This is a genomic window from Conexibacter sp. CPCC 205762 (genome assembly GCF_030646155.1).
Classification (GTDB): domain Bacteria; phylum Actinomycetota; class Thermoleophilia; order Solirubrobacterales; family Solirubrobacteraceae; genus Conexibacter.
This window is the reverse complement of the sequence record NZ_JAUTDN010000036.1, coordinates 1-22,862: the sequence shown is the minus strand read 5'-3', so window position 1 is coordinate 22,862 and position 22,862 is coordinate 1. Positions and strand designations below refer to the sequence as shown.

At 74.4% G+C, this 22,862-nt stretch carries 18 protein-coding genes; 8 read left to right on the top strand and 10 right to left on the bottom strand.

All coding sequences use genetic code 11. From position 1 onward, the window contains the following. Nucleotides 1–15: 15 nt before the first annotated feature. The 5 genes from ptsP to Q7L73_RS22020 are packed head-to-tail and all read right to left on the bottom strand — an operon-like array spanning nucleotide 16 to nucleotide 7,089. Nucleotides 16–3,009, bottom strand: coding sequence for a phosphoenolpyruvate--protein phosphotransferase (gene ptsP / locus Q7L73_RS22040; RefSeq protein WP_304715653.1), 2,994 nt, complete (start codon nucleotides 3,007–3,009; stop codon nucleotides 16–18). A 10-nt stretch (nucleotides 3,010–3,019) separates the two neighbouring features. Next, nucleotides 3,020–4,522, bottom strand: coding sequence for a glycerol kinase GlpK (gene glpK / locus Q7L73_RS22035; protein ID WP_304695393.1), 1,503 nt, complete (start codon nucleotides 4,520–4,522; stop codon nucleotides 3,020–3,022). Nucleotides 4,523–4,534: 12 nt separating this feature from the next. After that, complete coding sequence (dhaL, locus tag Q7L73_RS22030; RefSeq protein WP_304695395.1) at nucleotides 4,535–5,146, bottom strand: dihydroxyacetone kinase subunit DhaL; 612 nt, start codon at nucleotides 5,144–5,146, stop codon at nucleotides 4,535–4,537. Continuing rightward, a complete protein-coding gene (dhaK, locus tag Q7L73_RS22025; protein ID WP_304695397.1) occupies nucleotides 5,147–6,139 on the bottom strand; it encodes a dihydroxyacetone kinase subunit DhaK in 993 nt (330 codons plus the stop codon). After that, entirely contained in the window at nucleotides 6,136–7,089 is a 954-nt protein-coding gene (locus Q7L73_RS22020; RefSeq protein ID WP_304695398.1) for an MIP/aquaporin family protein, read from the bottom strand. Before Q7L73_RS22020 ends, dhaK begins: the two co-directional genes overlap by 4 nt. 80 nt (nucleotides 7,090–7,169) lie before the next feature. On the opposite strand from Q7L73_RS22020, the gene glpD reads away from it, so the two are divergent. After that, complete coding sequence (glpD, locus tag Q7L73_RS22015; protein ID WP_304695400.1) at nucleotides 7,170–8,801, top strand: glycerol-3-phosphate dehydrogenase; 1,632 nt, start codon at nucleotides 7,170–7,172, stop codon at nucleotides 8,799–8,801. A gap of 18 nt (nucleotides 8,802–8,819) precedes the next feature. On the opposite strand, the gene Q7L73_RS22010 is transcribed toward glpD, so the two are convergent. Both Q7L73_RS22010 and Q7L73_RS22005 read right to left on the bottom strand, forming a co-directional pair. Beyond that, complete coding sequence (locus Q7L73_RS22010) at nucleotides 8,820–9,029, bottom strand: hypothetical protein (protein ID WP_304695402.1); 210 nt, start codon at nucleotides 9,027–9,029, stop codon at nucleotides 8,820–8,822. A gap of 86 nt (nucleotides 9,030–9,115) precedes the next feature. Beyond that, nucleotides 9,116–9,643 (bottom strand): DoxX family protein, encoded by a 528-nt coding sequence (locus Q7L73_RS22005; RefSeq protein ID WP_304695404.1) that lies wholly within the window; start codon nucleotides 9,641–9,643, stop codon nucleotides 9,116–9,118. A 62-nt stretch (nucleotides 9,644–9,705) separates the two neighbouring features. Here Q7L73_RS22005 and Q7L73_RS22000 point away from each other — a divergent pair, with 62 nt between their 5' ends. The 3 genes from Q7L73_RS22000 to Q7L73_RS21990 all read left to right on the top strand — a co-directional run bounded on the left by Q7L73_RS22000 (nucleotide 9,706) and on the right by Q7L73_RS21990 (nucleotide 14,860). Further along, nucleotides 9,706–10,647, top strand: a complete 942-nt coding sequence (locus Q7L73_RS22000; RefSeq protein WP_304695406.1) for a TIGR03560 family F420-dependent LLM class oxidoreductase — start codon at nucleotides 9,706–9,708, stop codon at nucleotides 10,645–10,647. 82 nt (nucleotides 10,648–10,729) lie between these two features. After that, nucleotides 10,730–13,129: a sialidase family protein gene (locus Q7L73_RS21995; protein ID WP_304695408.1), complete on the top strand. Its 2,400-nt coding sequence runs from the start codon at nucleotides 10,730–10,732 to the stop codon at nucleotides 13,127–13,129. Nucleotides 13,130–13,210: 81 nt separating this feature from the next. Next, nucleotides 13,211–14,860 carry an ATP-dependent DNA helicase RecQ gene (locus tag Q7L73_RS21990; protein ID WP_304695410.1) on the top strand — a complete coding sequence of 550 codons (1,650 nt, stop codon included), beginning with the start codon at nucleotides 13,211–13,213 and terminating at the stop codon, nucleotides 14,858–14,860. Nucleotides 14,861–14,862: 2 nt separating this feature from the next. Here Q7L73_RS21990 and Q7L73_RS21985 read toward each other — a convergent pair whose 3' ends face one another. The 3 genes from Q7L73_RS21985 to Q7L73_RS21975 all read right to left on the bottom strand — a co-directional run bounded on the left by Q7L73_RS21985 (nucleotide 14,863) and on the right by Q7L73_RS21975 (nucleotide 17,413). After that, the gene (locus Q7L73_RS21985; protein ID WP_304695412.1) at nucleotides 14,863–15,510 is read right to left on the bottom strand and encodes a response regulator transcription factor; all 648 of its coding nucleotides are present in this window, start codon (nucleotides 15,508–15,510) and stop codon (nucleotides 14,863–14,865) included. Between the two features lie 23 nt (nucleotides 15,511–15,533). Continuing rightward, the gene (locus Q7L73_RS21980) at nucleotides 15,534–16,832 is read right to left on the bottom strand and encodes a sensor histidine kinase (RefSeq protein WP_304695416.1); all 1,299 of its coding nucleotides are present in this window, start codon (nucleotides 16,830–16,832) and stop codon (nucleotides 15,534–15,536) included. Between the two features lie 77 nt (nucleotides 16,833–16,909). After that, the gene (locus Q7L73_RS21975; RefSeq protein WP_304695418.1) at nucleotides 16,910–17,413 is read right to left on the bottom strand and encodes a MarR family winged helix-turn-helix transcriptional regulator; all 504 of its coding nucleotides are present in this window, start codon (nucleotides 17,411–17,413) and stop codon (nucleotides 16,910–16,912) included. 101 nt (nucleotides 17,414–17,514) lie between these two features. On the opposite strand from Q7L73_RS21975, the gene Q7L73_RS21970 reads away from it, so the two are divergent. The 4 genes from Q7L73_RS21970 to Q7L73_RS21955 all read left to right on the top strand — a co-directional run bounded on the left by Q7L73_RS21970 (nucleotide 17,515) and on the right by Q7L73_RS21955 (nucleotide 22,767). Then, nucleotides 17,515–18,456, top strand: a complete 942-nt coding sequence (locus Q7L73_RS21970) for an NADP-dependent oxidoreductase (protein WP_304695420.1) — start codon at nucleotides 17,515–17,517, stop codon at nucleotides 18,454–18,456. A 73-nt stretch (nucleotides 18,457–18,529) separates the two neighbouring features. Further along, the gene (gene hutU / locus Q7L73_RS21965; RefSeq protein ID WP_304695422.1) at nucleotides 18,530–20,185 is read left to right on the top strand and encodes a urocanate hydratase; all 1,656 of its coding nucleotides are present in this window, start codon (nucleotides 18,530–18,532) and stop codon (nucleotides 20,183–20,185) included. Between the two features lie 4 nt (nucleotides 20,186–20,189). Continuing rightward, the gene (hutI, locus tag Q7L73_RS21960; protein WP_304695424.1) at nucleotides 20,190–21,491 is read left to right on the top strand and encodes an imidazolonepropionase; all 1,302 of its coding nucleotides are present in this window, start codon (nucleotides 20,190–20,192) and stop codon (nucleotides 21,489–21,491) included. A gap of 88 nt (nucleotides 21,492–21,579) precedes the next feature. Then, entirely contained in the window at nucleotides 21,580–22,767 is a 1,188-nt protein-coding gene (locus Q7L73_RS21955; protein ID WP_304695426.1) for a hydantoinase/carbamoylase family amidase, read from the top strand. The last annotated feature ends 95 nt before the right edge of the window (nucleotides 22,768–22,862 follow it).

Here is a 22,862-nt window from a genome sequence, read left to right as displayed (position 1 = left end):
TCGGGTTCGGAGTCCTCATCGCCTGCCCGCAGCGCCGTCGTCGGAAACGGCCAAGGTCCGCACCGCGGCGGCCGACTCGGCCGCGAGGGCGGCGTGCGCGAGCGCGGCCGCCTCGTCGGCGTCGAGCTGGCGCACGGCCTGCTTGACGGCCGCGACCGACGGGCTCGCGACCGACAGCTCCCGCACCCCGAGGCCGACCAGCAGCGGCGCGGCGAGCGGGTCCGCCGCCAGCTCGCCGCAGACGCCGACCCAGCGGCCGTGGGCGCGGGCCGCTCTGCAGACCTCGTCGATCAGTCGCAGGACGGCGGGGTGGAGGCCGTCGGCGAGCTGGGCGAGGGCGGCGTTGCCGCGCTCGGCGGCGAGCACGTACTGGGTCAGGTCGTTGGTGCCGAGCGAGAAGAAGTCGACCTCGCGGGCGAGCTGGACGGCGGTCAGCGCGGCGGCCGGGACCTCGATCATGATCCCCGTCTCGAAGCCGCGTTGCGATGTGGCGCGTGTCGCTTCGCGCGCTTCGTCGAGCAGGGCGCGGGCGGCGCGCAACTCCTCGATCGTCGCGACCATCGGGAACATCAGCTTGACGTTCTCGTGCTCGGCGGCGGTGCGGACGATCGCCCGCAGCTGGGCGCTGAGCAGCTCCGGTCGGGCGAGCCCGAGGCGCAGGCCGCGGACGCCGAGGAACGGGTTCTGCTCCGGCGGCATGCCGAGGTAGGGGAGCGGCTTGTCGGCGCCGGCGTCGAGCGTGCGGATCACGAGCGGGCGGCCGTCGAGCGCCTCGGCCGCCTCTGAGTAGATCGCGACCTGCTCGTCCTCGGTCGGCGCGGCGTCGCGGTCGAGGAAGGCGAACTCGGTGCGGAAGAGCCCGACGCCGTCGGCGCCGCTGGTGCGCGCCTCGCGCGCATCGGCGGCCGAGCCGGCGTTGGCGGCGACCTCGATCAGGACGTCGTCGCGCGTGCGGGCCGGATCATGCGCCGCGGCCCGCGCCTGCTCCGCCTGCGCCGCGGCCCGCGCCCGCCGCTCGCGGTAGTCGCGCAGCGTCGCCTCGCTCGCGGTGGGGATCAGCAGCCCGGCGTCGCCGTCGAGGATGGCGTCGCGCGATGCGGGCGCGGCCTCGTCGGCCGCGGCGGTGGCAGCCGGCGAGGCGGCAGCGAGCAGGTCCGGGCCGAGTCCGAGCACGGCAGGGACGCCGAGCGCGCGGGCGAGGATCGCACCGTGCGAGGTTGGCCCGCCCGCGGCGGTCGCGATCCCGAGCACGAGCGCACGGTCGAGCCCGGCGGCGTCGATCGGCGTCAGATCGCGCGCGACGAGGATGTGGCGCCGCCCGTCGCCCTCGCCGGATGCGCCGCGGTTTGCGTCGGATGCGCCGCGATCTGCGTCAGGCGAGCCGTGGTCTGCGCCGGGTGCGCCGCGATCTGCGTCAGGCGAGCCGTGGTCTGCGCCGGGTGCGCCGCGCTCTGCGCCGGGTGCGCCGCGATCTGCGCCGGGTGCGCCGCGATCTGCGTCAGGCGAGCCGCGATCTGCGGCGAGCGCGCGCAGGACGCGGTCGCCGACGTCGATCACGTCGGCGGCGCGTTCGCGCTGGTAGGGGTCGTCGAGGGCGCGGTAGCGGTCGGCGATCGCGGCGACGGCGTCGGCCCAGGCGCGGCCGGCGGAGCGGCCGGCGTCGATCGCGTCGCGGGCGGGCGTGAGCAGGGCGTCGTCGTCGAGCACGAGCGCGAGCGCGTCGAGGATCTCGGCCTCCTCCTCGCCGACCTCGCGCGCGAGCCGCTCGCGCCGCTGCTCGATCTCGCCCCGCACGCTGTCGCGGGCCGCGCTGAGCGCCGTCCACTCCTGCGCGGGCGAGCCGGCCGGCGCCTCCGCGATCGGCGGCGGATCGTGCGTCGCACCGCCGCCGAGCAGCCGCAACGGCCCGATCGCGATCCCCGGCGAGCTGGCGATCCCCGCGATCGCGCCCGCGGGCGCGTCAGGCGGGAGGGGGCGGGATGGCGGCGTCGCGTCGATGGGCGCGTCGGCCGCGCGGGGGCGAGAGGGGGTCGGACGTCCGGAGGTCGGTGGTTCGGTGCCGGTGGCGACGGCGCGGAGCTGGCGCAGGGCCTCCGCGGCGGCGGGGCCGCTGGCGCGGACGACGATCTCGTGGCCTTCGCGCACGCCGAGTGTCGCGAGCCCGTTGAGCGAGGTCGCCGGCGCGGGGCCGGCGCCGGTGGTGGCGTTCTCGACCTCGATCGCGGCGTCGAGCGCCGCGGCGGTGCGGACGAACCGCGCCGCCGGCCGCGCGTGAAGCCCCTGCGCCACCGTCACCGCGAACCGCGCCTCGACCGCGTCGCCGCGCGGGGAGGCGTCGGCGGCCGCGGGGGCGTCGCCGGGCGCGGTAGGGGCATCGGCGGCGGCGGGGGCGTCGCCGGGCGCGGAGGCGTCGGCGGGCGCGGAGGCGTCAGCGGGCGCGGAGGCGTTGGCGGGCGCGGGGGCGTCGGCGGGCGCGGGGGCGTCGCCGGGCGCGGAGGCGTTGGCGGGCGCGGAGGCGTCGGCGGGCGCGGAGGCGTTGGCGGGCGCGGAGGCGTCGGCGGGCGCGGAGGCGTCGGCTGGCGGGGCGTCGGGGTCGGCGAGATGGGCCTGTTTGCCGGCGAGGCCGCCGAGGGCCTCGGCGGCGACGGCGTCGAGATCCATGCCGGCCTGGGAGGCGACGGCGGCTGCGACGGCGCCTTCGACCAGCGGGGCGGGGACGAGGCGGACCGGGGTCTCGGGGGCGAGCAGCTCGATCGCCATCTCGGCGCTGAGGACGGCCGAGCCGAGGTCCATCAGCACGAGCACGCCGCTGCCGGAGCCGTCGTCGGCCTGCTCGACCGCCGCCATCACGCGGGCGGCGTCGGTGCCGAGCGGGGCCGGCTCGCCCTCAGCCGGCGGCTCCAGGCCGCCGGCGGCGATCAGCGGCACGTCGCCGCCCATCTCGCGCGCCAGTTCGACCACGCCCTCGGCGAGCCGCGCGCTGTGCGAGACGACGACGATGCCGACCATCGCGAGGGGGCTAGTCCCCGCTCACCCAGCCGAGCGTGCGCTGGACGGCCTCCTTCCAGCGTCTGTAGCGCTGCTCGATCTCCTCCGCCGGCTCGGACGGCTCCCAGCGCTTGTCCTCGCCCCAGTTTCTCGTCACGTCGTCGGTGCCCGACCAGACGCCGACCGCGATGCCGGCCGCGTAGGCGGCGCCGAGCGCGGTCGTCTCCGAGACCTTCGGGCGGATCGTCGGGACGCCGAGCACGTCGGACTGGAACTGCATCAGCAGTTCGTTGGAGACCATGCCGCCGTCGACCTTCAGCTCCTTGAACGGCGCGTCGCTGGCCTCGTTGGCGGCATCGACGACCTCGCGGCTCTGCCACGCGACCGACTCCAGCACGGCGCGCGTGATGTGGGCCTTGTTCGTGAACGCGGTCATGCCGACGATCACGCCGCGGGCGTCATCTCTCCAATACGGCGCGAAGAGGCCCGAGAAGGCCGGCACGAAGTAGACGTCGCCGGTGTCGTCGACCGACGCCGCAAGTCTCTCCGACTCGGGCGCGCTTCTGATGATCCCGAGCTGGTCGCGCAGCCACTGGACGCCGGCGCCGGTCACGGCGATCGAGCCCTCCAGCGCATAGACCGCGTCCTGGTCTCCGATCTTGTAGCCGACCGTCGTCAGCAGCTTCTCCGACGGGACCGGCTCGTTGCCGGTGTTGACGAGCAGGAAGGAGCCGGTGCCGTAGGTGTTCTTCGCCGTCCCCGGCTCGAAGCAGGCCTGGCCGAAGAGGGCCGCCTGCTGGTCGCCGAGCACGCCGGAGACCGGGACGCCGTCGAGCACCGTGCCCTGCACCTCGCCGTAGACCTCCGACGACGATCTGATCTGCGGCAGCATCGCCCGCGGGATCCCCATCAGCTCCAGCGCCTCGTCGGACCAGTCGAGCGTTCTCAGGTCCATCAGCATCGTGCGCGAGGCGTTCGTCACGTCGGTCACGTGGACGCCGCCGTCGGGCCCGCCGGTGAGGTTCCAGATCGTGTACGTGTCCATCGTGCCGAAGAGGATGTCGCCGGCCTCGGCGCGCTCGCGCACGCCGTCGACGTTGTCGAGGATCCACTTCGCCTTCGGACCGGAGAAGTAGGTCGACAGCGGCAGGCCGCAGATCGAGCGGAGCCGGTCGAGGCCCTTGTCGCCGGCCAGCTCTCTGACGATCTGGGCGGTGCGCGTGTCCTGCCAGACGATCGCGTTGTAGACCGCCTCGCCGGTTCTCTTGTCCCACAGCACGGTCGTCTCGCGCTGGTTGGTGATGCCGATCGCCTTGATCTCTCTCGGCCTCACGTCGGACTTGCCGAGCGCGTCGGCGATCACCTCTCTCACGCGCGTGCGGATCTCGTCCGGATCGTGCTCGACCCAGCCCGCTCTCGGGTGGATCTGTCTGTGCTCGCGCTGACCGACCTGGACGATGTTGCCGTCGGTGTCGAAGATGATGAAGCGCGAGCTGGACGTGCCTTGGTCGATCGCGCCGACGTAGTCAGCCATGTCGTGGTCTCCTCACTGTTCGTCGGCGGTCGCGGCGAGCGCCTGCAGCAGCAGCGCGGTCGACGTCGCCCCCGGGTCCTGATGTCCGATCGAGCGCTCGCCGAGGTAGCTCGCGCGGCCCTTTCTCGCCAGCAGCGGCACGGTCGCCTCGGCGCCCTTCTGCGCGGCGTCGGCGGCGGCCTGCAGCGCCTCCTGCAACGAGGCTCCGGCGGCGGCGCCCCGCAGGGCGTCGCGCGCCGGCACCAGCGCGTCGACCATCGTCTTGTCGCCGGGCTCCGCCTTTCCGCGTCTCTGCACGGCGGCCGTCGCCGCTTCCAGCGCGGTCGCCCACACGTCGGCGTCGGCGTCGGAGACGTCTCTGAGCCCGCCGGCGAGCCCGATGAAGAACGAGCCGTACAGCGGCCCGGCCGCGCCGCCGACGGTCGACAGCAGCGTCATGCCGACCGTTCTCAGCGCGTCGGCGGCGGGCGCGCCGGAGGCGACTCTCTCCGCCGCCGCCTTGAAGCCGCGCGTCATGTTCGCGCCGTGGTCGCCGTCGCCGATGTCGGCGTCGAGCCGGTTGAGCCGGTCGCGCTCCTGCTCCAGCACGGCCGCGCCGGCTCTGACCCATGCAGCGACGTCCATTCAGACTCCCCAGCGCAAGGCGGTCGTGTCGACCGGCGCGTCCCACAGCTGGACCAGCTCGTCGTCGAGCTTCAGCAGCGTGATCGACGTGCCGGCCATCTCCAGCGAGGTGATGAAGTTGCCGACGAGGTTGCGCTCGATCTTCAGCCCGCGCTCGCCGAGCACCTGCGCGACGCGGCGGTAGACGATGTACAGCTCGATCAGCGGCGTGCCGCCCATCCCGTTGACGAACGCGAGCACGCGGTCGCCCGAGCTGAACGGCAGGTCGGAGAGGATCGGCTCCAGCAGGCGGTCGACGATCTTGTCGGCCGGCTCCAGCTCGACCCGCTCGCGGCCCGGCTCGCCGTGGATGCCGATGCCGATCTCCATCTCGTCCTCGGCCAGCTCGAAGGTCGGCGTGCCGACGTGGGGGACGGTGCAGGAGGTCAGCGCCATCCCCATCGAGCGGGCGTTCTCGTCGACGCGCCGGGCGAGCGCCGCGACCTCCGCCAGCGGGCGCCCGGCCTCCGCCGCCGCGCCCGCGATCTTCTCCACCAGCACGGTCGCGCCGACGCCGCGGCGGCCGGCGGTGTAGGTCGAGTCCTGCACCGCCACGTCGTCGTCGACGAGGACCGAGACGACCTCCGTCTCCGCCAGCTCGGCGGCGGTCTCGAAGTTCATCACGTCGCCGGTGTAGTTCTTGACGATGTGCAGCACGCCGGCGCCGCCGTCGACCGCCTGCGTGGCGGCGAGCATCTGGTCCGGCGTGGGGGAGGTGAAGACGGCGCCGGGACAGGCGACGTCGAGCATGCCGCGCCCGACGAAGCCGCCGTGCAGCGGCTCGTGGCCGCTGCCGCCGCCGGACAGGATCCCGACCTTGCCTCTGACCGGGCCGTCGGCGCGTGCGATGTAGGCCGGGTCGAACGACACCCTGAGCGTGTCGGGGTGCGCCGCCGCGATCCCCTCGAGCGCCTCGCTGACGACGGCCTCGGGATCGTTGATCAGCTTCTTCATCGTGCGCCGCCCCTGCCCTCGGTCTCGATCTCGACCTCGCCCTCCTGCTCGACCGATTCGTCCGGCGTGACGCCGCGGGCTCTCAGCACGTTGCCGATGAAGAAGTCGTACAGCGGCGCGGCGATCGCTGCGCCGATCAAAGGTCCGACGATCGGGATCCACATGTAGGAGTTGATGTTGCCGTAGTCGCCTGGCACCGCGACAGACTTCCAGCCTTCGATCCAGGCGACGAGGCGCGGACCGAGGTCACGTGCCGGGTTGATCGCGTAGCCGGCGTTGGCGCCGAACGAGAGGCCGATCGCGACGACGATGAAGCCGACGATCAGCGGCCCGAGGTTCGACTTGACCGGCTGGTTGTAGTTGTCGACGACCGCGAAGATGCAGAAGACGAGCAGCGCGGTGCCGACGATCTGGTCGAACAGCGGTCCCCACACGTTGCCGAAGTAGGCGGCCGGGAAGGTCGCGAAGATCGAGTAGGTGGTGACGGAGTCCGGTGTGCCGCGGACGATGTCTCTCGCCCGCTCGAACGCGTCTATCGACGGCGCGTAGAGCCAGTAGAGGATGAGGCCCGCGACGAACGCGCCGAGCACCTGCGCGACGGCGTAGGTCGGGACCTTCTTCCAGGGGAAGCCGCGTCGCATCGCCATCGCGAGCGTCACGGCCGGATTGAGGTGCGCGCCTGTGACGCCGCCGGCGACGTAGGCGCCGAAGGTGACGCCGAAGCCCCACCCGAACGCGATGATCAGCCAGGAGGCGGTGTCGAACGTGCCGCGTCCTGACTCGGGGAGTGCGGTGACCGCCATTGCGACGGAACCGACACCGAACATGATGAGGATGAACGTACCGACGAACTCACCGAGTGCGTCTCCCCAGATAGTGCGCCGCCAAGCTGCGTCGGGGCTGAACACCGAAGTCCCGCCAGGCTTGGGCGCTGGCTGTGTGGCGGACATGAGTTCGACATACCCCAAACGACCTGCGCTCATCCCCCGCCGCACGGGGCATACCGGCCTCCTGCCAAACTGAGGGGACGATGCGGAACCGGCTTCCTGAAAGGGCGTTCGAGCGCCCGTTCGACGTGATCGTGATCGGCGCCGGGATCAACGGCGCGGGCATCGCGCGCGATGCCTCGCTGCGCGGGCTGAGCGTGCTGCTGGTCGACAAGGGCGACATCGGCGCCGGCACGACCAGCCGCTCGACGCGGCTCGTCCACGGCGGGCTCCGCTATCTGGAGCACCGCGAGCTGCCGCTCGTGCGCGAGTCGCTGCGCGAGCGCGAGGTGCTGATGCACATCGCGCCGCACCTCGTCCACCCGCTGTCGTTCCTGCTGCCCGTCTACGAGGAGCACAGACGCGGCACGCGGATGATCCGCATGGGCATGGTCGCCTACGACGCGCTGTCGCTGGACAAGTCGATGTCGCGCCACCGGATGCTCAACCGCGGCGAGGCGCTGCAGCGCGAGCCGGGCCTGCGCGCCGACGGCCTCCGCGGCGCCGCCGCCTACTACGACGCGCAGGCCGAGTACCCGGAGCGGCTGTCGGTCGAGAACGCGCTCGACGCGCGTCGCCTCGGCGCGGTCGTGCTGCCGTACATGGCGGTGACCGAGCTGCAGCGCGGGCCGGCCGGGCGCGTCACCGGCGTCGCGCTCCACGACGAGCTGCACGGCGTCGACCACGTCGCGCACGGGGCGGTGATCGTGAACGCGGCGGGGCCGTGGGTCGACCGCGTGCTGGGCGCGATCGAGCCGCCCGACCAGCGCATGATCGGCGGCACGAAGGGCAGCCACCTGGTCGTCGCGGCGTTCCCGGGCGCGCCGCGCGAGGCGGTCTACGCGGAGGCGGTCGAGGACGGGCGGCCGTACTTCGTCGTGCCGTGGAACGGGCTCTACCTGATCGGCACGACCGACTCGCGCTTCGACGGCGACCTCGACGTCGTCGTCGCGACCGACGAGGAGATCGGCTACCTGATCGCCGAGACGAACAAGCTCTTCCCCGGCGCCGGCCTGAGCGCCGACGACGTGCTCTACACGTACGCGGGCGTGCGGCCGCTGCCGTCGGCGCCCGACGGCGACGAGGCGGCGATCACCCGCAGCCACGTGATCCACGACCACGCGCCGGGCGTCGAGGGCCTGCTGTCGATCGTCGGCGGCAAGATCACGACCTACCGTCAGCTGGCGGAGGAGGTCGTCGACGCGCTCGTCAAGAAGCTCGAGCGCAAGACGCGCAAGTGCCGCACCCACCAGGTGCCGCTGCCGGGCGGTACCGTCTACGCGTTCGACGCCTTCCGCGAGCGCTTCCACGCCACCAGCGGGCTCGACCGCGTGACCGGCGAGCGACTGCTGCGGATCTACGGCACGCGCGCCGCCGAGGTGCTCGACGCGGCCGACGGCCGGCCCGAGCTGCGCGAGCCGCTGCCGGGCGGCGGCGGCGCGATCGGCGCCGAGGTCGCCTTCTCGCTGCGGACCGAGCTGTCGGAGACGCTCGCGGACGTGATCGCCCGCCGCACGATGATCGGCTTCGGCGCCGACGCCGGCCTCGGCGCGCTCGACGCCGCCGCCGAGATCGCGATCCGCGAGCTCGGCTGGGACGACGCGCGCGCGTCGCGCGAGGTCGCCCGCTACCGCAGCCAGGTCGAGATGCTGCGGCCGCGGGCGGCGCGGGTGTAGGGAACGCTGCGCCGCGGGTTACGCGGCGCAGGCGATACAGGCTGCCGCGTCATCGCTGCCGTCGAGCAGCTCCAGCGCGGGGAGTGCCGGGCTGGCGGTGGTCGCCGCCTGCTCGCGCGGCTGACCGTGCTCGGTCAGCTCGTGCAGGTAGGTGGCGATCACGCCGAGCGCGGCGCGGTCATGTCGGTTCGTGGGCAGGGCGGGAACCCCGATGCGAGCTGCGGCCATGCGGCGCCCTCCTTGGTTCGATCAAGCTCGAAGAAGAAGGTAGCAGAACCGTTCGAGCTTTCTCGAACCTTTGCGCGTGCATGGCGTCAGGCGGGGGCGTCGGCCGGCGCGGGCTCCTCCGGCGCGGGCGGCTCCGTCTCGCGGCGGCTCAGCACGAATGCGGCGCCGGCGGCGCCGGCCGCCACGGAGGCGAGCGCCCAGCCGCTGCCCCAGCGCTCGCGGCCGCGAGCGGCGTCGAGCGAGAGGCGGCCGGGGCCGGCCTCGACGATCGCCGTCACGGCGGCGATCAGCACGCCGTTGTACTCCCAGCCGCCGTCGGTCACCCACGGGCCTCTGGGCGCGTGGACGGTGCCGATCGCGGTCACCATCGTGCCGGTCAGGGCGGCGGCCGCCGCCGGTGTGAAGAGGCCGAGCGCGAGCAGCGCGCCGCCGCCGGCCTCGGCCGCGCCGGCCGCCAGCGCGTTCTGCTTGCCGGGTCTCAAGCCCATGCTCTCGAAGGCCTGCCCGGTGGCGTCGGGGCCGTGGCCCCCGAACCAGCCGAACAGCTTCTGTGTGCCGTGGCCGATGAAGAGGCCGCCGACCAACGCTCGCAATGCTGCCAGTCCGAAGCTCATGGCGACCCAGATCGCCGCAGAGCGACCGCGCCAAACCTGTCCGCCGCGGGTAGGGTCGAAGGATGCTCCTCTCGGTCATGATCGAAGGCCAGGAAGGCGTCACCTGGCCGCACTGGCTGGCGCTCGCGAGAACCGCCGAACGGCTCGGCTACACCGGCCTCTACCGCTCCGACCACTACCTCTCGGTCGTCGACAGGCGCGAGCGCGGCGCGCTCGACGCGTGGGGGACGATCTGCGCGCTCGGCCCGCTGACCGAGCGGATCAAGCTCGGCACGATCGTCAGCCCGACCTCGTTCCGCCACCCGTCGGTGCTGGCGAAGCTCGTCACGACCGCCGACCACACCTCCAGAGGCCGCGCCGAGCTGGGCCTCGGCTCCGGCTGGTGGGAGTCCGAGCACGACCGCTACGGCTTCCCCTACCTGCCGCTCGGCGAGCGCTTCGACGTGCTCGAGGAGCAGCTGGAGATCATCGTCCGCCAGTGGCAGGAGGAGACCTTCTCGTTCGACGGCGCGCACTACAGCATCGACCAGCTCGACGCGCAGCCGAAGACGCTCGCGCGGCCGCGGCCGCTGATCCGTGTCGGCGGCAAGGGCAAGCCGCGCGGCCTGCGGCTCGCCGCCCAGTGGGCCGACGAGTACAACACCGTCCACCTCCCGCCGGAGACCTGCAGAGAGATCCGCGACGCGCTCGACGACGCCTGCGTCGCCGCCGGCCGCGACCCGGGCGACGTGCCGCTGACGCTGATGAACTGCTTCATCGTCGGCCGCGACCGCGACGAGCTGCTCGGGCGCGCGGCGCGGATCTTCGACAACCTCGACCGCGACGTCGACGTCGTCGAGCAGGCGCTGGAGGAGGAGTCGAAGCTGTGGCTCGTCGGCACGCCCGACGAGATCGCGGCAAAGGTCGAGCAGTACCGCGACGCGGGCGTCACCCACATCATGCTCCAGCACCACCTGTTCGAGGACGACGACGCGCTGGAGCTGATCGCCGAGCGGCTGCTGTAGCGCGCGCCTGGCGGAGAACCGACGCCCGTGCTGCGGCGCGCCCCCATGGGCGGCGCGCCGCGCGGCCGGCAGGATCGCCGTCATGCTCTCGAACGCCCGCACGCGCCGCCGCTGCGCCGCCCTCGTGGCCGGCGCGCTGCTGCCGCTCCTGACGACCGCACCCGCGCACGCCTTCAGCTCCGACTGGACGCCGCTCGGCGGCCTCAACGCCGTCTCCGGCGGCGACTGGATCCGCGACTACGAGACCGGCCCGGCGCCCGGCACGGTGCTCGCCGCGACCGAGGGCGGCGGCGTCTTCCGCTCGCTCGACGCCGGCGTCAGCTGGAGCGCGGTCGACCAGGGGCTGACCGACCACTCCGCCAAGATCGTCCGCGCGCTCGCGCTCGACGGCACGCGCATGCTCGCCGGCACGCAGAGAGGCGTCTTCGCGCTCAACGGCTCGACGTGGACCGGGATCGGCCAGGGCGACGGGTCCGGCAAGCTCAACAGCCCCGTGCAGGCGCTGCTGCCGCTCGGCGGCACGCTGCTCGCCGGCACCTTCGCCGGCGGCGTCGCGCGCTCATCCGACAACGGCCAGACGTGGCAGCCGCCCGGCCCCGGCAGCGGCATGCCGGCCGGCGAGACGGTCTGGTCGCTGACGAGCTTCGGCCCGATGGTGCTCGCCGGCACCGGCAGCGGCGTCTACAGATCGCTCGACGGCGGCGTCAGCTGGACGCCCTCCGGCGACGGCATCCCGCCCGGCGCGACGACCTTCCGCGTCTTCGGCGACAGCGGCGCGCCGAACGTCTGGTACGCCGGCACCGGCAGCGGCGTCTACCGCTCGCGCGACGCCGGCATCACGTGGGCGCCGATCGGCGATGGCCTGCCGTCCGGGTCCAACGGCGCCGTGCGCGACCTCAAGACGTTCGTCTCGCCCGCCGGCACGCGCCTCTACGCCGCGACCGGCAACGGCGTCTACGCGGCGACGGTGCGGCTCGGCGCGCTGCCGGGCGACGTCCGCTGGAGCCAGGTGACGACGAGAGGGCTGGCGCCGAACCTGATCGTCTGGGCGCTGTCGGACTGGCTCGGCGGCAGCGCGCTGCTGGCCGGCACGCAGTCCGACGGCGGCTTCGGCCTCGCGTTCGTGCAGCCGATCCCGATCGTCGAGCCGCAGGTCAGCGGCAGCGCGAAGGTCGGCACGACGCTGAGCGCGACGACCGGCTCGTGGGCCGGCACCGGGAACTTCGGCTTCGGCTTCGCGTGGGAGCGCTGCCAGTCGCAGGACGCCGGCTGCAGCGCGATCAGAGGCGCGAACGAGTCCGCCTACACCGCGACCGAGGCGGACTTCGGCATCTGGCTGCGGGTCGTCGTGACGGCGACCAACGGCGCGCCCCAGTTCAACTGGCCGGCGAGAGCGTCGGCGAGCACGAGAATCGGCGCGGCGCTCGGCTCGCTGCCCGGCGACGCGACGACGAGCGCGCCGAGCGTGACCGTCGACGCGCCCGGCGACAGCAGCCTGCCGAAGGTCGGCGACGTCGTGCGCGTGACGACGAAGACGGCGATGCCGAACCAGACCTTCAACCCGAACCCGACGTTCGCGCTGCAGTACCAGTGGCTGCGCTGTGACGAGAACAACGCCAACTGCAGCGAGATCGCGGGCGCGACCGGCCAGACCTACACGCTCCAGACGGCCGACGCCGCGCTGCGCGTGAAGGCGCGCGTGACGGGCGCCAACGTCTTCGGCGCGCGCTCGCTGGAGTCGGCCAACGCGACCAACCTGGTGATCCCCGATCCGGCCGCGGCGCTGGTCGCGCCGGCGCTGACCGGGACGGCGGCAGTCGGCGAGACGCTCGTCGGCAACGTCGGCGGGTGGAAGAGCGCGAAGACGACGTGGGAGCGGCAGTGGCAGCGCTGCGAGACCGACGGCACGGGCTGCAACCCGATCATCGGCGCGGGCGGCGCCGCCTACACGGTCCAGCCGATCGACGCCGGCAAGCGGCTGCGGATGCGCGTGCTCGCCGACGTCAACGAGTCGTACAAGCTGCCGGCGGCGGTCGAGGCGTTCACGCCGCTGAGCGAGGTCGTGACGAGCGCTGGCGGGCCGGGCGGAGCGGGCGGCGGGCCCGGTGAGGGCGGCGCCGATGGCGGCGGGACGGGCGGACCGGGCGGCGGCAGCGGCGGGCCGGGCGGCAGAGCCGCGCCCGACCGCGTCAAGCCGGCGCTGAAGGCGGTCGCGCTCTCGAAGGCCCGCTTCAAGGCCGGCGCGCGCGGCGTCGCGCTGCGCTTCCGGCTGTCCGAGCCGGCGACGCTGCGGATCGCCGTGCTGCGCGGGAAGAAGACGGTCCGCAGCGGGCGGGCGCAGGTGCGCAGAGCGGGGGCAGGCAGGCTCGCCTTCAGCGCCAGAAAGCTCGCCCCCGGCCGCTACCGGCTGGTGGTAGTCCCGGTCGACGCCGCCGGCAACCGCGGCAGAGCGGTCACGCTCGCCTTCCGCGTCGTGCGCTGAGCGGGGCGCGCCGCCGCCGGGCGCCCCGGCGCGCGCCCGGCACCGTTTGGCCGCCGAGCCAGGCGGCAACATTCGGCGTCGATGACAGCCGACCGGATCGATCGCACAGCTCGTGACGCGTTCGGGTTCGCGGCGCTGCGACCCGGGCAGCGGCAGGCGATCGAGGCGCTGCTGGCCGGGCACGACACGCTCGCGGTGCTCGCCTCCGGCGCCGGCAAGTCGGCGATCTACCAGATCGCGGCGCTGCTGATCGAGGGGCCGACGCTCGTGATCTCGCCGCTGATCGCCCTGCAGCAGGACCAGAGCCAGGCGATCGAGCGGCACCTGCCGGGCGAGGCGGCGCCGCTCAACTCGCGTCTCGGCGGGGCGGCGCGGCGGCGGACGCTGAAGCGGCTGGAGGAGGGCGCGGTCGAGTTCCTCTTCCTCGCTCCCGAGCAGCTCGCCAACGCCGAGGTGCGCGCCGAGCTGGCGCTGATGCAGCCGTCGCTGCTCGTCGTCGACGAGGCGCACTGCATCTCCGAGTGGGGCCACGACTTCCGTCCCGAGTACCTGCGGATCGGCCCGCTCGTCGAGCAGCTCGGCCACCCGACGACGCTGGCGCTGACGGCGACGGCGGCGCCGCCGGTGCGGCGCGAGATCGCCGAGCGGCTGCACCTGCGCGACCCGGCCGAGATCGTGCGCGGCTTCGACCGCCCCGAGATCCGCCTCTCGGTCGAGCGCCACCACGACGAGCGGCGCAAGCAGGAGGCGCTGCTGGAGCACGTCGCGCGGCTGGCGAAGCCGGGGATCGTCTACTGCGCCACGCGCAGAGCGGCCGACGCCTGCGCGGCGCAGCTGGCCGCCGCCGGCTGGCGTGCCGCCGCCTACCACGCCGGCCACAGCAGCTCCGAGCGCGACGACGTCCAGGGCCGCTTCATGGAGGGCGCGCTCGACGTCGTCGTCGCGACGACCGCGTTCGGGATGGGCGTCGACACGCCGCACGTCCGCTTCGTCCTGCACCAGGCGGTCAGCGAGTCGCTCGACGCCTACTACCAGGAGATCGGCCGCGCCGCGCGCGACCGCCTGCCGGCCGAGGCGATCCTGCTCTACCGCCCGGAGGACCTCGGCACACGCCGCTTCCTGCGCGGCGCCGGCCCGCTCACGCCGAGCGACCTCGACCGCGTCGCGCGCGCCGTCGCCGACGCCGGCACGCCGCTCCCGGCTGACACGCTGCGGGAGGCGCTGGCGATGTCGCGCTCGAAGCTGACGGCGGCGGTGACGCGGCTGGAGGACGCCGGCGAGCTGGCGGTGCGGGCCGACGGATCAGTCGCGCGGGCGCCCTGCGCGCCGCCGGTCGACGACGCCGTCGCGGCTGCGGTCGACGCCGACGAGCAGCGCGAGACGTTCGCGCTCTCACGGCTGGCGATGGTGCGCGCCTACGCCGAGACCGCCGGCTGCCGGCGCCGCTTCCTGCTGTCCTACTTCGGCGAGCGGGCGCCCGAGCGCTGCGGCAACTGCGACGGCTGCACGCGCCTCGACGACGCCGCCGACGACGACCTGCTGCCGGCGCCGCAGCACGAGCAGGTGGCCGACCGCTTTCCGCCCGGCTGCCGCGTTCGCCACCACGAGTGGGGCGGCGGCGAGGTCCAGCGGGTCGACGGCGACCACCTGATCGTGCTGTTCGACGACGTCGGCTACAAGACGCTCGGCGGCGAGATCGTCGCGTCGCGGCACCTGCTGGAGCGGCTGTAGGCCTACTGCCCCTGCAGGTAGGTGAGGACCGCCAGCACGCGGCGGTGGTCGGTCTCCGACGGCGGCAGCGAGAGCTTGCCGAAGATGTTCGAGATGTGCTTCTCGACGGCGCCCTCGGTGACGACGAGCGCGGCGGCGATCGCGCCGTTGGAGCGGCCCTCGGCCATCAGCTCCAGCACCTCGCGCTCGCGCGGCGTGAGGTCGTCGAGCGGGCCGTCGTTGCCGCGGCGGGTGACGAGCTGGGCGACGACCTCGGGGTCCATCGCGGTGCCGCCGCCGGCGACGCGCTCGACCGCGTCGACGAACTCGCGCACGTCGGCGATGCGGTCCTTCAGCAGGTAGCCGACGCCGCCGAGGCCGTCGGCGAGCAGCTCGGTCGCGTACGTCTCCTCGACGTACTGGGAGACGATCAGCACGGCCGTGCCCGGCACCCGCCTGCGCGCCTCCAGCGCCGCGCGCACGCCCTCGTCGCGGAAGCTCGGCGGCAGCCGCACGTCGCAGACGGCGATGTCGGGCTTGTGGCCGGCGACGGCGCGCACGAGCGCCTCGCCGTCCTCGACCGCGGCGACGACCTCGTGGCCGCTGTCGCGCAGCAGCCGGATCATGCCGTCGCGCAGCAGCGCGAGGTCCTCGGCGATGACGATGCGCATCTAGCGCTGGTGCGGGGCCGGATTCACGTCCCGCACGGTACCTCGGCGTGCAGCGTCGTGCCGCTCGATCTCGGTGAGACCACGTGCAGCTCGCCGTCGAGCGCCTCGATCCGGCGCCGCAGGCCGACCAGGCCGGAGCCGTCCGGGTCCGCGCCGCCGACGCCGTCGTCGGCGACCTCGACGACGAGCCGCTCGCCGCGGACCGTCAGCCGCACCAGCACCCGCAGCGCGCGGCTGTGCTTGGTCGCGTTCGCGAGCGCCTCGGCGACGACGAAGTAGGCGGCCGCCTCGACCGCGGGCGGCAGCCGCGCCGGCAGCTCGGCCTCGATCGTCACCGCCAGCGGCGAGCGGGCGGCGAGCGCGGTCACGGCCGACTCCAGCCCGCGGTCGCTGAGGATCGGCGGGTGGATGCCGCGGGCGAGGTCGCGCAGCTCGGTCAGCGCCGTCTTCGCCTCGCCGCGCGCCTCTGCCAGCAGCTCGCGCGCCTGCTCGGGATCGCTGTCGAACTTGTCCTCCGCCATCCCGAGGTTGAGCGCGAGCGCGACCAGCCGCGCCTGCGCGCCGTCGTGCAGGTCGCGCTCGATCCGCTGCAGCTCGGCGGCCTGCGCGTTGACGGCGCCCGCGCGCGTTCTCGTCAGCACCTCGACCCGCTCGCTCAGCTGCTCCTGGCGGCTGGGCCGCAGCAGCGGCCGCATCATCGCCAGCTCGGCGATCGTCAGCAGCCGCGACAGCCAGCCGCAGACGGGCACGAGCGCGATCCCGACGAGCATCGTCAGCAGCGCCCGCGGCAGCGTGTCGACCTCCCACAGGCCGACGTTGGCGTCGGCCGGCAGCGCCCAGTACCAGGCCGGGAGCGTCACGAGCCCGACGACCAGGCCCCACAGGATCAGCGCCAGCCACGAGATCGCGAAGCCGATCGTGCCGGCGAGCAGGCACCAGGTGAAGTCCTTCCAGGTCGCCGGATCCTTCGACATGAACTTCAGCTTCTGGAACCAGCCGCTGCCGCGCGGGGCGTCGCGGTAGCGCTCGCCGATCGGCCCGTCGAGCACGAGCGCCGCTCGTCGCCGCTCCAGCCGCGCGAACCAGCGGAAGCAGTAGAACGAGGCGAGCGCGACGAACAGGCCGATCACGAAGATCAGCAGCGACAGCGTGATCGAGACGGCCGTCACCCAAAGCGTGAAGCCGACGACGCTCGTGACCGAGCCGACGCTGTGGAAGGCGAAGTCGCGCCACCAGCGGCGCGCCGTCGCGGCGCCGAGCGGTCTCAGTCGCATCGTCGGTGGGTGCGCCATCGTCGGCTCATCGTACGTCTGCTCGGTCATGCAGACAGGATCGTTCGCCGCGGCGTGCCGCGCCATGGCGCTCGCGGGCGTCCTGGGAGGGGGATAACCCCACCGCGTCAGCGGCGGCGGCGTCTGGCCGCCGAGCGGGGCGGGGTCGAGCGCATGTGGTCGCGGGCGGGGGCGAGCAGGTCGGCGAGCGCCTGCGCGTCCTCGCGCGGGAGCTGCTGAAACAGCAGCTCGTCGATCAGCTCGGCGTGGCCGGGCATCACCCTGCCGAGCAGCTCGCGGCCGGCGTCGGTGATCGTCGCCGTCACGCCGCGCTCGTCGTCGGGCGAGGTCGTGCGCGCGATCAGGCCTCTTCTCTCCAGCAGGCCGGCCTGGTAGGTGAGGCCGCTGCGGCTGTAGACGACGTCGTCGGCGAGGTCGGTCATGCGGTGGCTGCCGGTCTGCGAATGGCCGAGTCTCGCGAGCAGCTGGAACTGCACGTAGCTGAGGTCGCCGGCCTCGCGCAGCTGCTGCTCGACCGCGTGGCGCAGCAGCCCGGCGACCTCGATCAGCGCGAAGTAGGCGCCGAGCTGGACGGGGTCGAGCGAATGCGACGGCTGCGGCGGCTGGCTCATGGAGCAGATCTTACTTGCTTCGAATTCGAAGCGGTGCTACGTTGGTCGGGCAAGTGCTTCAAATTCGAAGCACAGACCGAACGCGACGAAAGAGGCTCCCGATGAAGGCAGTGCGCTTCCACCAGTACGGCGACTCCGACGTGCTCCGCTACGAGGACGTCCAGCAGCCCGTCCCCGCCGCCGGCGAGGTCCGCATCCGCGTCGCCGCCTCCGCCTTCAACCCGGTCGACGACGGCATCCGCGGCGGCTACCTGCAGCAGGTCTTCCCGGTGACGCTGCCGCACGTGCCGGGGATCGAGGTCTCCGGCACGGTCGACGCGCTCGGCGAGGGCGTCGCGAACGTCGCGGCCGGCGACGACGTGATCGCGTTCCTGCCGATGACGGCCGACGGCGCCGCGGCCGAGTACGTCGTCGCGCCGGCCGCGGCGCTCGCGCCGGCGCCGGCCGGCATCCCGCTTGCCGACGCCGCCGCGCTGCCGATGGTCGGGCTGACCGCCTGGCAGGCGCTGTTCGACGACGCCGGGCTGACGGACGGGCAGCGGATCCTGATCAACGGCGCCGGCGGCGCGGTCGGCGGCTACGCGGTCCAGCTGGCCAAGCGGGCCGGGGCGCACGTGATCGCCACCGCCAGCCCGCGCAGCAGCGCGCGCGTGCGGGCGGCGGGTGCCGACGAGGTGATCGACCACACCAGCAGCGCGGTCACGGTCGCCGAGCCGGTCGACGTGCTGCTCAACCTCGCGCGGATCGCGCCCGAGCAGCTGGAGGCGCTGGCGGCGCTGGCGGCGCTGGTGCGCGACGGCGGGGTCGTCGTCAACACCGTCCCGACGATCCCGACGCCGGCCGACGAGCAGCGCGGCGTGCGCGCCGTCGGCGTCTTCGTCCGCAGCGACGCGGAGCAGCTCGCGCAGCTGTCGGCGCTGGTCGAGGCCGGCGAGCTGCGCGTCGAGGTCGCCGAGCGGGTGGCGCTGGCCGAGCTGCCCGCGCTGCACGCGCGCGCCGCCAGCGGCGAGCTGTCCGGCAAGGCGATCGTGCTGCCGGAGTGAGCGTCTCGGATCCGAGACAGAAGGACGGGGTCGCGCTTGCCGGCGGGGCGGGCGCCGACCCAGAATGGCGCCCATGCCCGAGACCCCGCGAGAGACCGGCATGCGCTGCCGCGGCTGGCAGCAGGAGGCCGCGCTGCGCATGCTGGAGAACAACCTCCATCCCGACGTCGCCGAGAAGCCGGCGGAGCTGATCGTCTACGGCGGGATCGGCAAGGCGGCGCGCGACCACGCCAGCTACGAGGCGATCAAGCGCGAGCTGACGCGGCTCGGCGACGACGAGACGCTGCTGGTGCAGTCGGGCAAGCCGGTCGCCGTCTTCCGCACGCACGCCGACGCGCCGCGCGTGCTGCTGGCCAACTCGAACCTCGTCGGCGACTGGGCCAACTGGGAGACGTTCCGCGAGCTGGATGCGGCTGGGCTGATGATGTACGGCCAGATGACCGCCGGCTCGTGGGTCTACATCGGCAGCCAGGGGATCCTGCAGGGCACCTACGAGACGTTCGCGGCGGTCGCGCGCAAGCGCTTCGGCGGGTCGCTGAAGGGGCGGCTGGTCGTCACCGCCGGCCTCGGCGGGATGGGCGCCGCGCAGCCGCTGGCGGTGACGATGTGCGGCGGCACGGCGCTCTGCGTCGAGGTCGACCTGCAGCGGATCGAGCGGCGGATCGCGGAGCGCTACCTCGACGAGCGCGCCGCCGACCTCGACGACGCGCTCGCGCGGCTGCAGGCGGCCGCGGCGGAGGGCCGGCCGCTGTCGGTCGGGCTGCTCGGCAACGCGGCCGAGATCGTCCCGCTGCTGGTCGAGCGCGGCGTCCACGTCGACGTCGTGACCGACCAGACCTCGGCGCACGACCCGCTCAACGGCTACGTGCCCGCCGGGCTGACCGTCGAGCAGGCCGACGCGCTGCGCCAGCGCGACCCCGGCGACTACCTCGCGCGCGTCGGCACGAGCGCGCTCGCGCACGTCGGCGCGATCCGCGCGCTGGCCGCGCGCGGGGCGGAGGCGTTCGACTACGGCAACGCGCTGCGCGGGCTCGCGGCCGAGCACGGCGACGCGCAGGCGTTCTCCTACCCCGGCTTCGTGCCGGCCTACATCCGGCCGCTCTTCTGCGAGGGCAAGGGACCGTTCCGCTGGGTCGCGCTGTCGGGCGATCCGGAGGACATCGCGCGCACCGACGCGGCGATCCTCGACCTCTTCGGCGACCAGCGGCAGATCGCCGACTGGATCCGCCTCGCGCAGGAGAAGGTGCAGTTCCAGGGGCTGCCGGCGCGGATCTGCTGGCTCGGCTACGGCGAGCGCCACCGCGCCGGCCTGCGCTTCAACGAGATGGTCGCCAGCGGCGAGCTGCGCGCGCCGATCGTGATCGGCCGCGACCACCTCGACGCCGGCTCGGTCGCCTCGCCGCAGCGCGAGACCGAGGCGATGCGCGACGGCTCCGACGCCGTCGCCGACTGGCCGCTGCTGAACGCGCTGCTGAACACCGCCTGCGGCGCGAGCTGGGTCTCGATCCACCACGGCGGCGGGGTCGGGATGGGCAAGTCGATCCACGCCGGGCAGGTGATCGTCGCCGACGGCACGCCCGCGGCCGCGGCGCGGATCGAGCGGGTGCTGACGGCCGATCCCGGGATGGGCGTCGTGCGCCACGCCGACGCCGGCTACCCGCGGGCGGTGGAGTTCGCGCGCGAGCAGGGCGTGCGGATGCCGATGCTCGCCGCCGCGGAGCCGGCGTGAGCTGATGTCGGTCCCGATCTCGACCTCGATCGAGGGCGCGGCGCAGCTGCTGCGCCCGCCGCAGGACGGCCTGCCGTACCTGCGGCTCGACCGCGCGGGGGAGCTGCGCGCGGAGCCGGGGTCGCTGACGCTCGGCGACGACGGGCGGATCGCGGCGCTGGAGGCCTCCCGCGGCGCCGCGCAGCGGATCGACGCGCGCGGCTGCGCGGTCGTGCCGGGCTTCGTCGACTGCCACACGCACCTGCCGTTCGCCGGCTGGCGGGCGGACGAGTACGCGCTCAAGGTCGCCGGCCGGCCGTACGAGGAGATCGCGCGGGCAGGCGGCGGGATCCGCTCCTCCGCGCGCGCTCTCGCCGAGGCCGACGACGAGCAGGTGCTCGCGCAGGCCGGCGGCCTGGCGGCGGAGATGCTCGCGCACGGCACGACGACGTTCGAGACCAAGAGCGGCTACGGCCTCTCGATCGACGCCGAGACGCGCGCGCTGCGGCTCGCGGGCGCGCTCGCGGGCCGGGTCGCGCAGGAGGTCTGCTCGACCGCACTGGTCGCGCACGCGGTGCCCGACGGCTTCGACGCTGACGGCTGGCTCGACGCGATCGAGGCGGCGCTGCCGGCGATGCTCGGGGCGACGGGCGTGCAGACGTCCGGCGCCGCGGGGGAGGCGGCGCCGCTCGCGACGCGCGTGCAGGCGCTCGACGTCTACGTCGAGTCGGTCGCCTTCACGAACGCCCACCTGGAGCGGGTCGGAGCGCTCGCGGCGGAGCACGGGCTCGACCTGCGCGCGCACGTCGAGCAGTTCGCGCAGCACCGCTCGGTGCCGGTCGCGCTGCGCGCGGGCGCCCGCTCGGTCGACCATCTCGCCTGCCTCCACCCGGACGACCTGCGCGCGCTCGCGGCGGCCGAGTGCGCCGCGGTGCTGCTGCCGGGCGCTGAGTTCCTCGGCGAGGAGCCGCTCGCGCCCGGCCGCGCGCTCGCCGACGCGGGCGCGATCGCGGTGCTCGCGACCGACGCCAACCCGGGCACCTCGCCGATCGTCTCGCTGCCGCTGGCGATCGGCCTCGCCGTGCGGCGCTACCGCTGGACGCCGCGCGAGGCGCTGCTGGCGGCGACGCTCAACGCCGCCTGGGTGCTGCGCCGCTCGCACGAGACCGGCTCGCTCGAGGTCGGCAAGCGCGCCGACGTGCTCGTGCTCGACGGCCCGATCGAGAGCGTCCCGTACCGCTTCGGCCACAACCCGGTCGCGTTCGCCTTCGCCGGCGGGCGCCTGGTCCACGTCCGGCCCGACTGCGCGTGGCGGCTGAGCGCGTGATCGCGTCGGTGCGGATTCGCCCCGTCGGCGGCTGGAGGGCGATCGCGCAGGTGCGGCTCGGCCTCGACGTCGATTGGCGGTTGGCGTCGTGATCGCCGCTGCTGCGATCGAGGCGCGGCTGGCGGGGCTCGACGCGATCGGGCGGCGCGCGGACGGCTTTCACCGGCTCGCCTGGACGGCCGAGGATCGCGCGGCGGGGGAGTGGTTCGCCGCGCAGGCGGAGGCGCTCGGGCTGTCGGTCGAGCGCGACCTCGCCGGCAACCTCTGGGCCTGCCCGCGCACGCCGCCGCCGTGGCTCGCGGTCGGCTCGCACCTCGACACGGTCGCCGCCGGCGGCCGCTGGGACGGCGCGCTCGGCGTCGCCTGCGCCTTCGCGGTCGCGGAGGCGGTCTCCGGCGAGCTGCCGCTGGCGGTGATCTCGTTCGCCGACGAGGAGGGCGGCCGCTTCAACACGCCGACATTCGGCAGCCGCGCGCTCGTCGGCCGGCTCGACGCGGCCGAGGCGCTCGCGCGCGCCGACGCCGGCGCCGTCACGATGGCTGCGGCGATGCGCGCGTTCGGCGTCGACCCGGCGCGCCTCGCCGATGCGCCGAGCGCGCTCGCGAGAGTCGCGGCGTTCGTCGAGATCCACATCGACCAGAGCCGCGAGCTGGCGGAGGCGGGCGCGCCGATCGGCGTCGTCTCCGCGCTCGCCGGACGGACGCGCGTGGCGGTCGAGATCGACGGCGAGGCCGACCATGCCGGTACGACGCGACGCTCCGAGCGCCGCGACGCGCTCGCGGCCGCCGCGCGGCTGATCGTCGCGGCGGAGGAGCTTGCGGGTGCCGACGCGCGCTTCGTCGTGACGCCGACCAGGCTGCTGGTCGAGCCGAACGCGCTCAGCACGATCCCGGGCGCGGTGCGGCTGTGGCTCGACGCCCGTGCTCCGGAGATCGCCGCGGTCGACGCCTGGCGCGCCGCGCTGGACGAGCACGCGGCGGCGCTTGCGCTGGAGCGCCGCGTCGAGATCCGCCTGAGCACCGCCTCGCGCAGCCCCGGCATCCGCTTCGACGCGCGCGTGCGGGAGGCGCTGGAGGGCGCGGTGGGTGGGTCGGTCCCGCAGCAGGTCTGCTTCGCCGGCCACGACGCCGGCGTGCTGGCGGAGCGGGTGCCGGCGGGGATGGTGCTCGTGCGCAACCCGAGCGGCGTCAGCCACAGCCCCGCGGAGGCGGTCGATGTCGCCGACGCCGCGGTCGCCGCGACCGCCGTCGCCGCCGCGCTGGGGACGTTGCGATGAGCGCATCGCATCCGCCCGCCGCGCCCGCGCCCGCGCTCGCGCCCGCGCCCGCCGCGCCTGCGCCCGTGCTCGCCGCGCCTGCGCCCGCGCCCGCC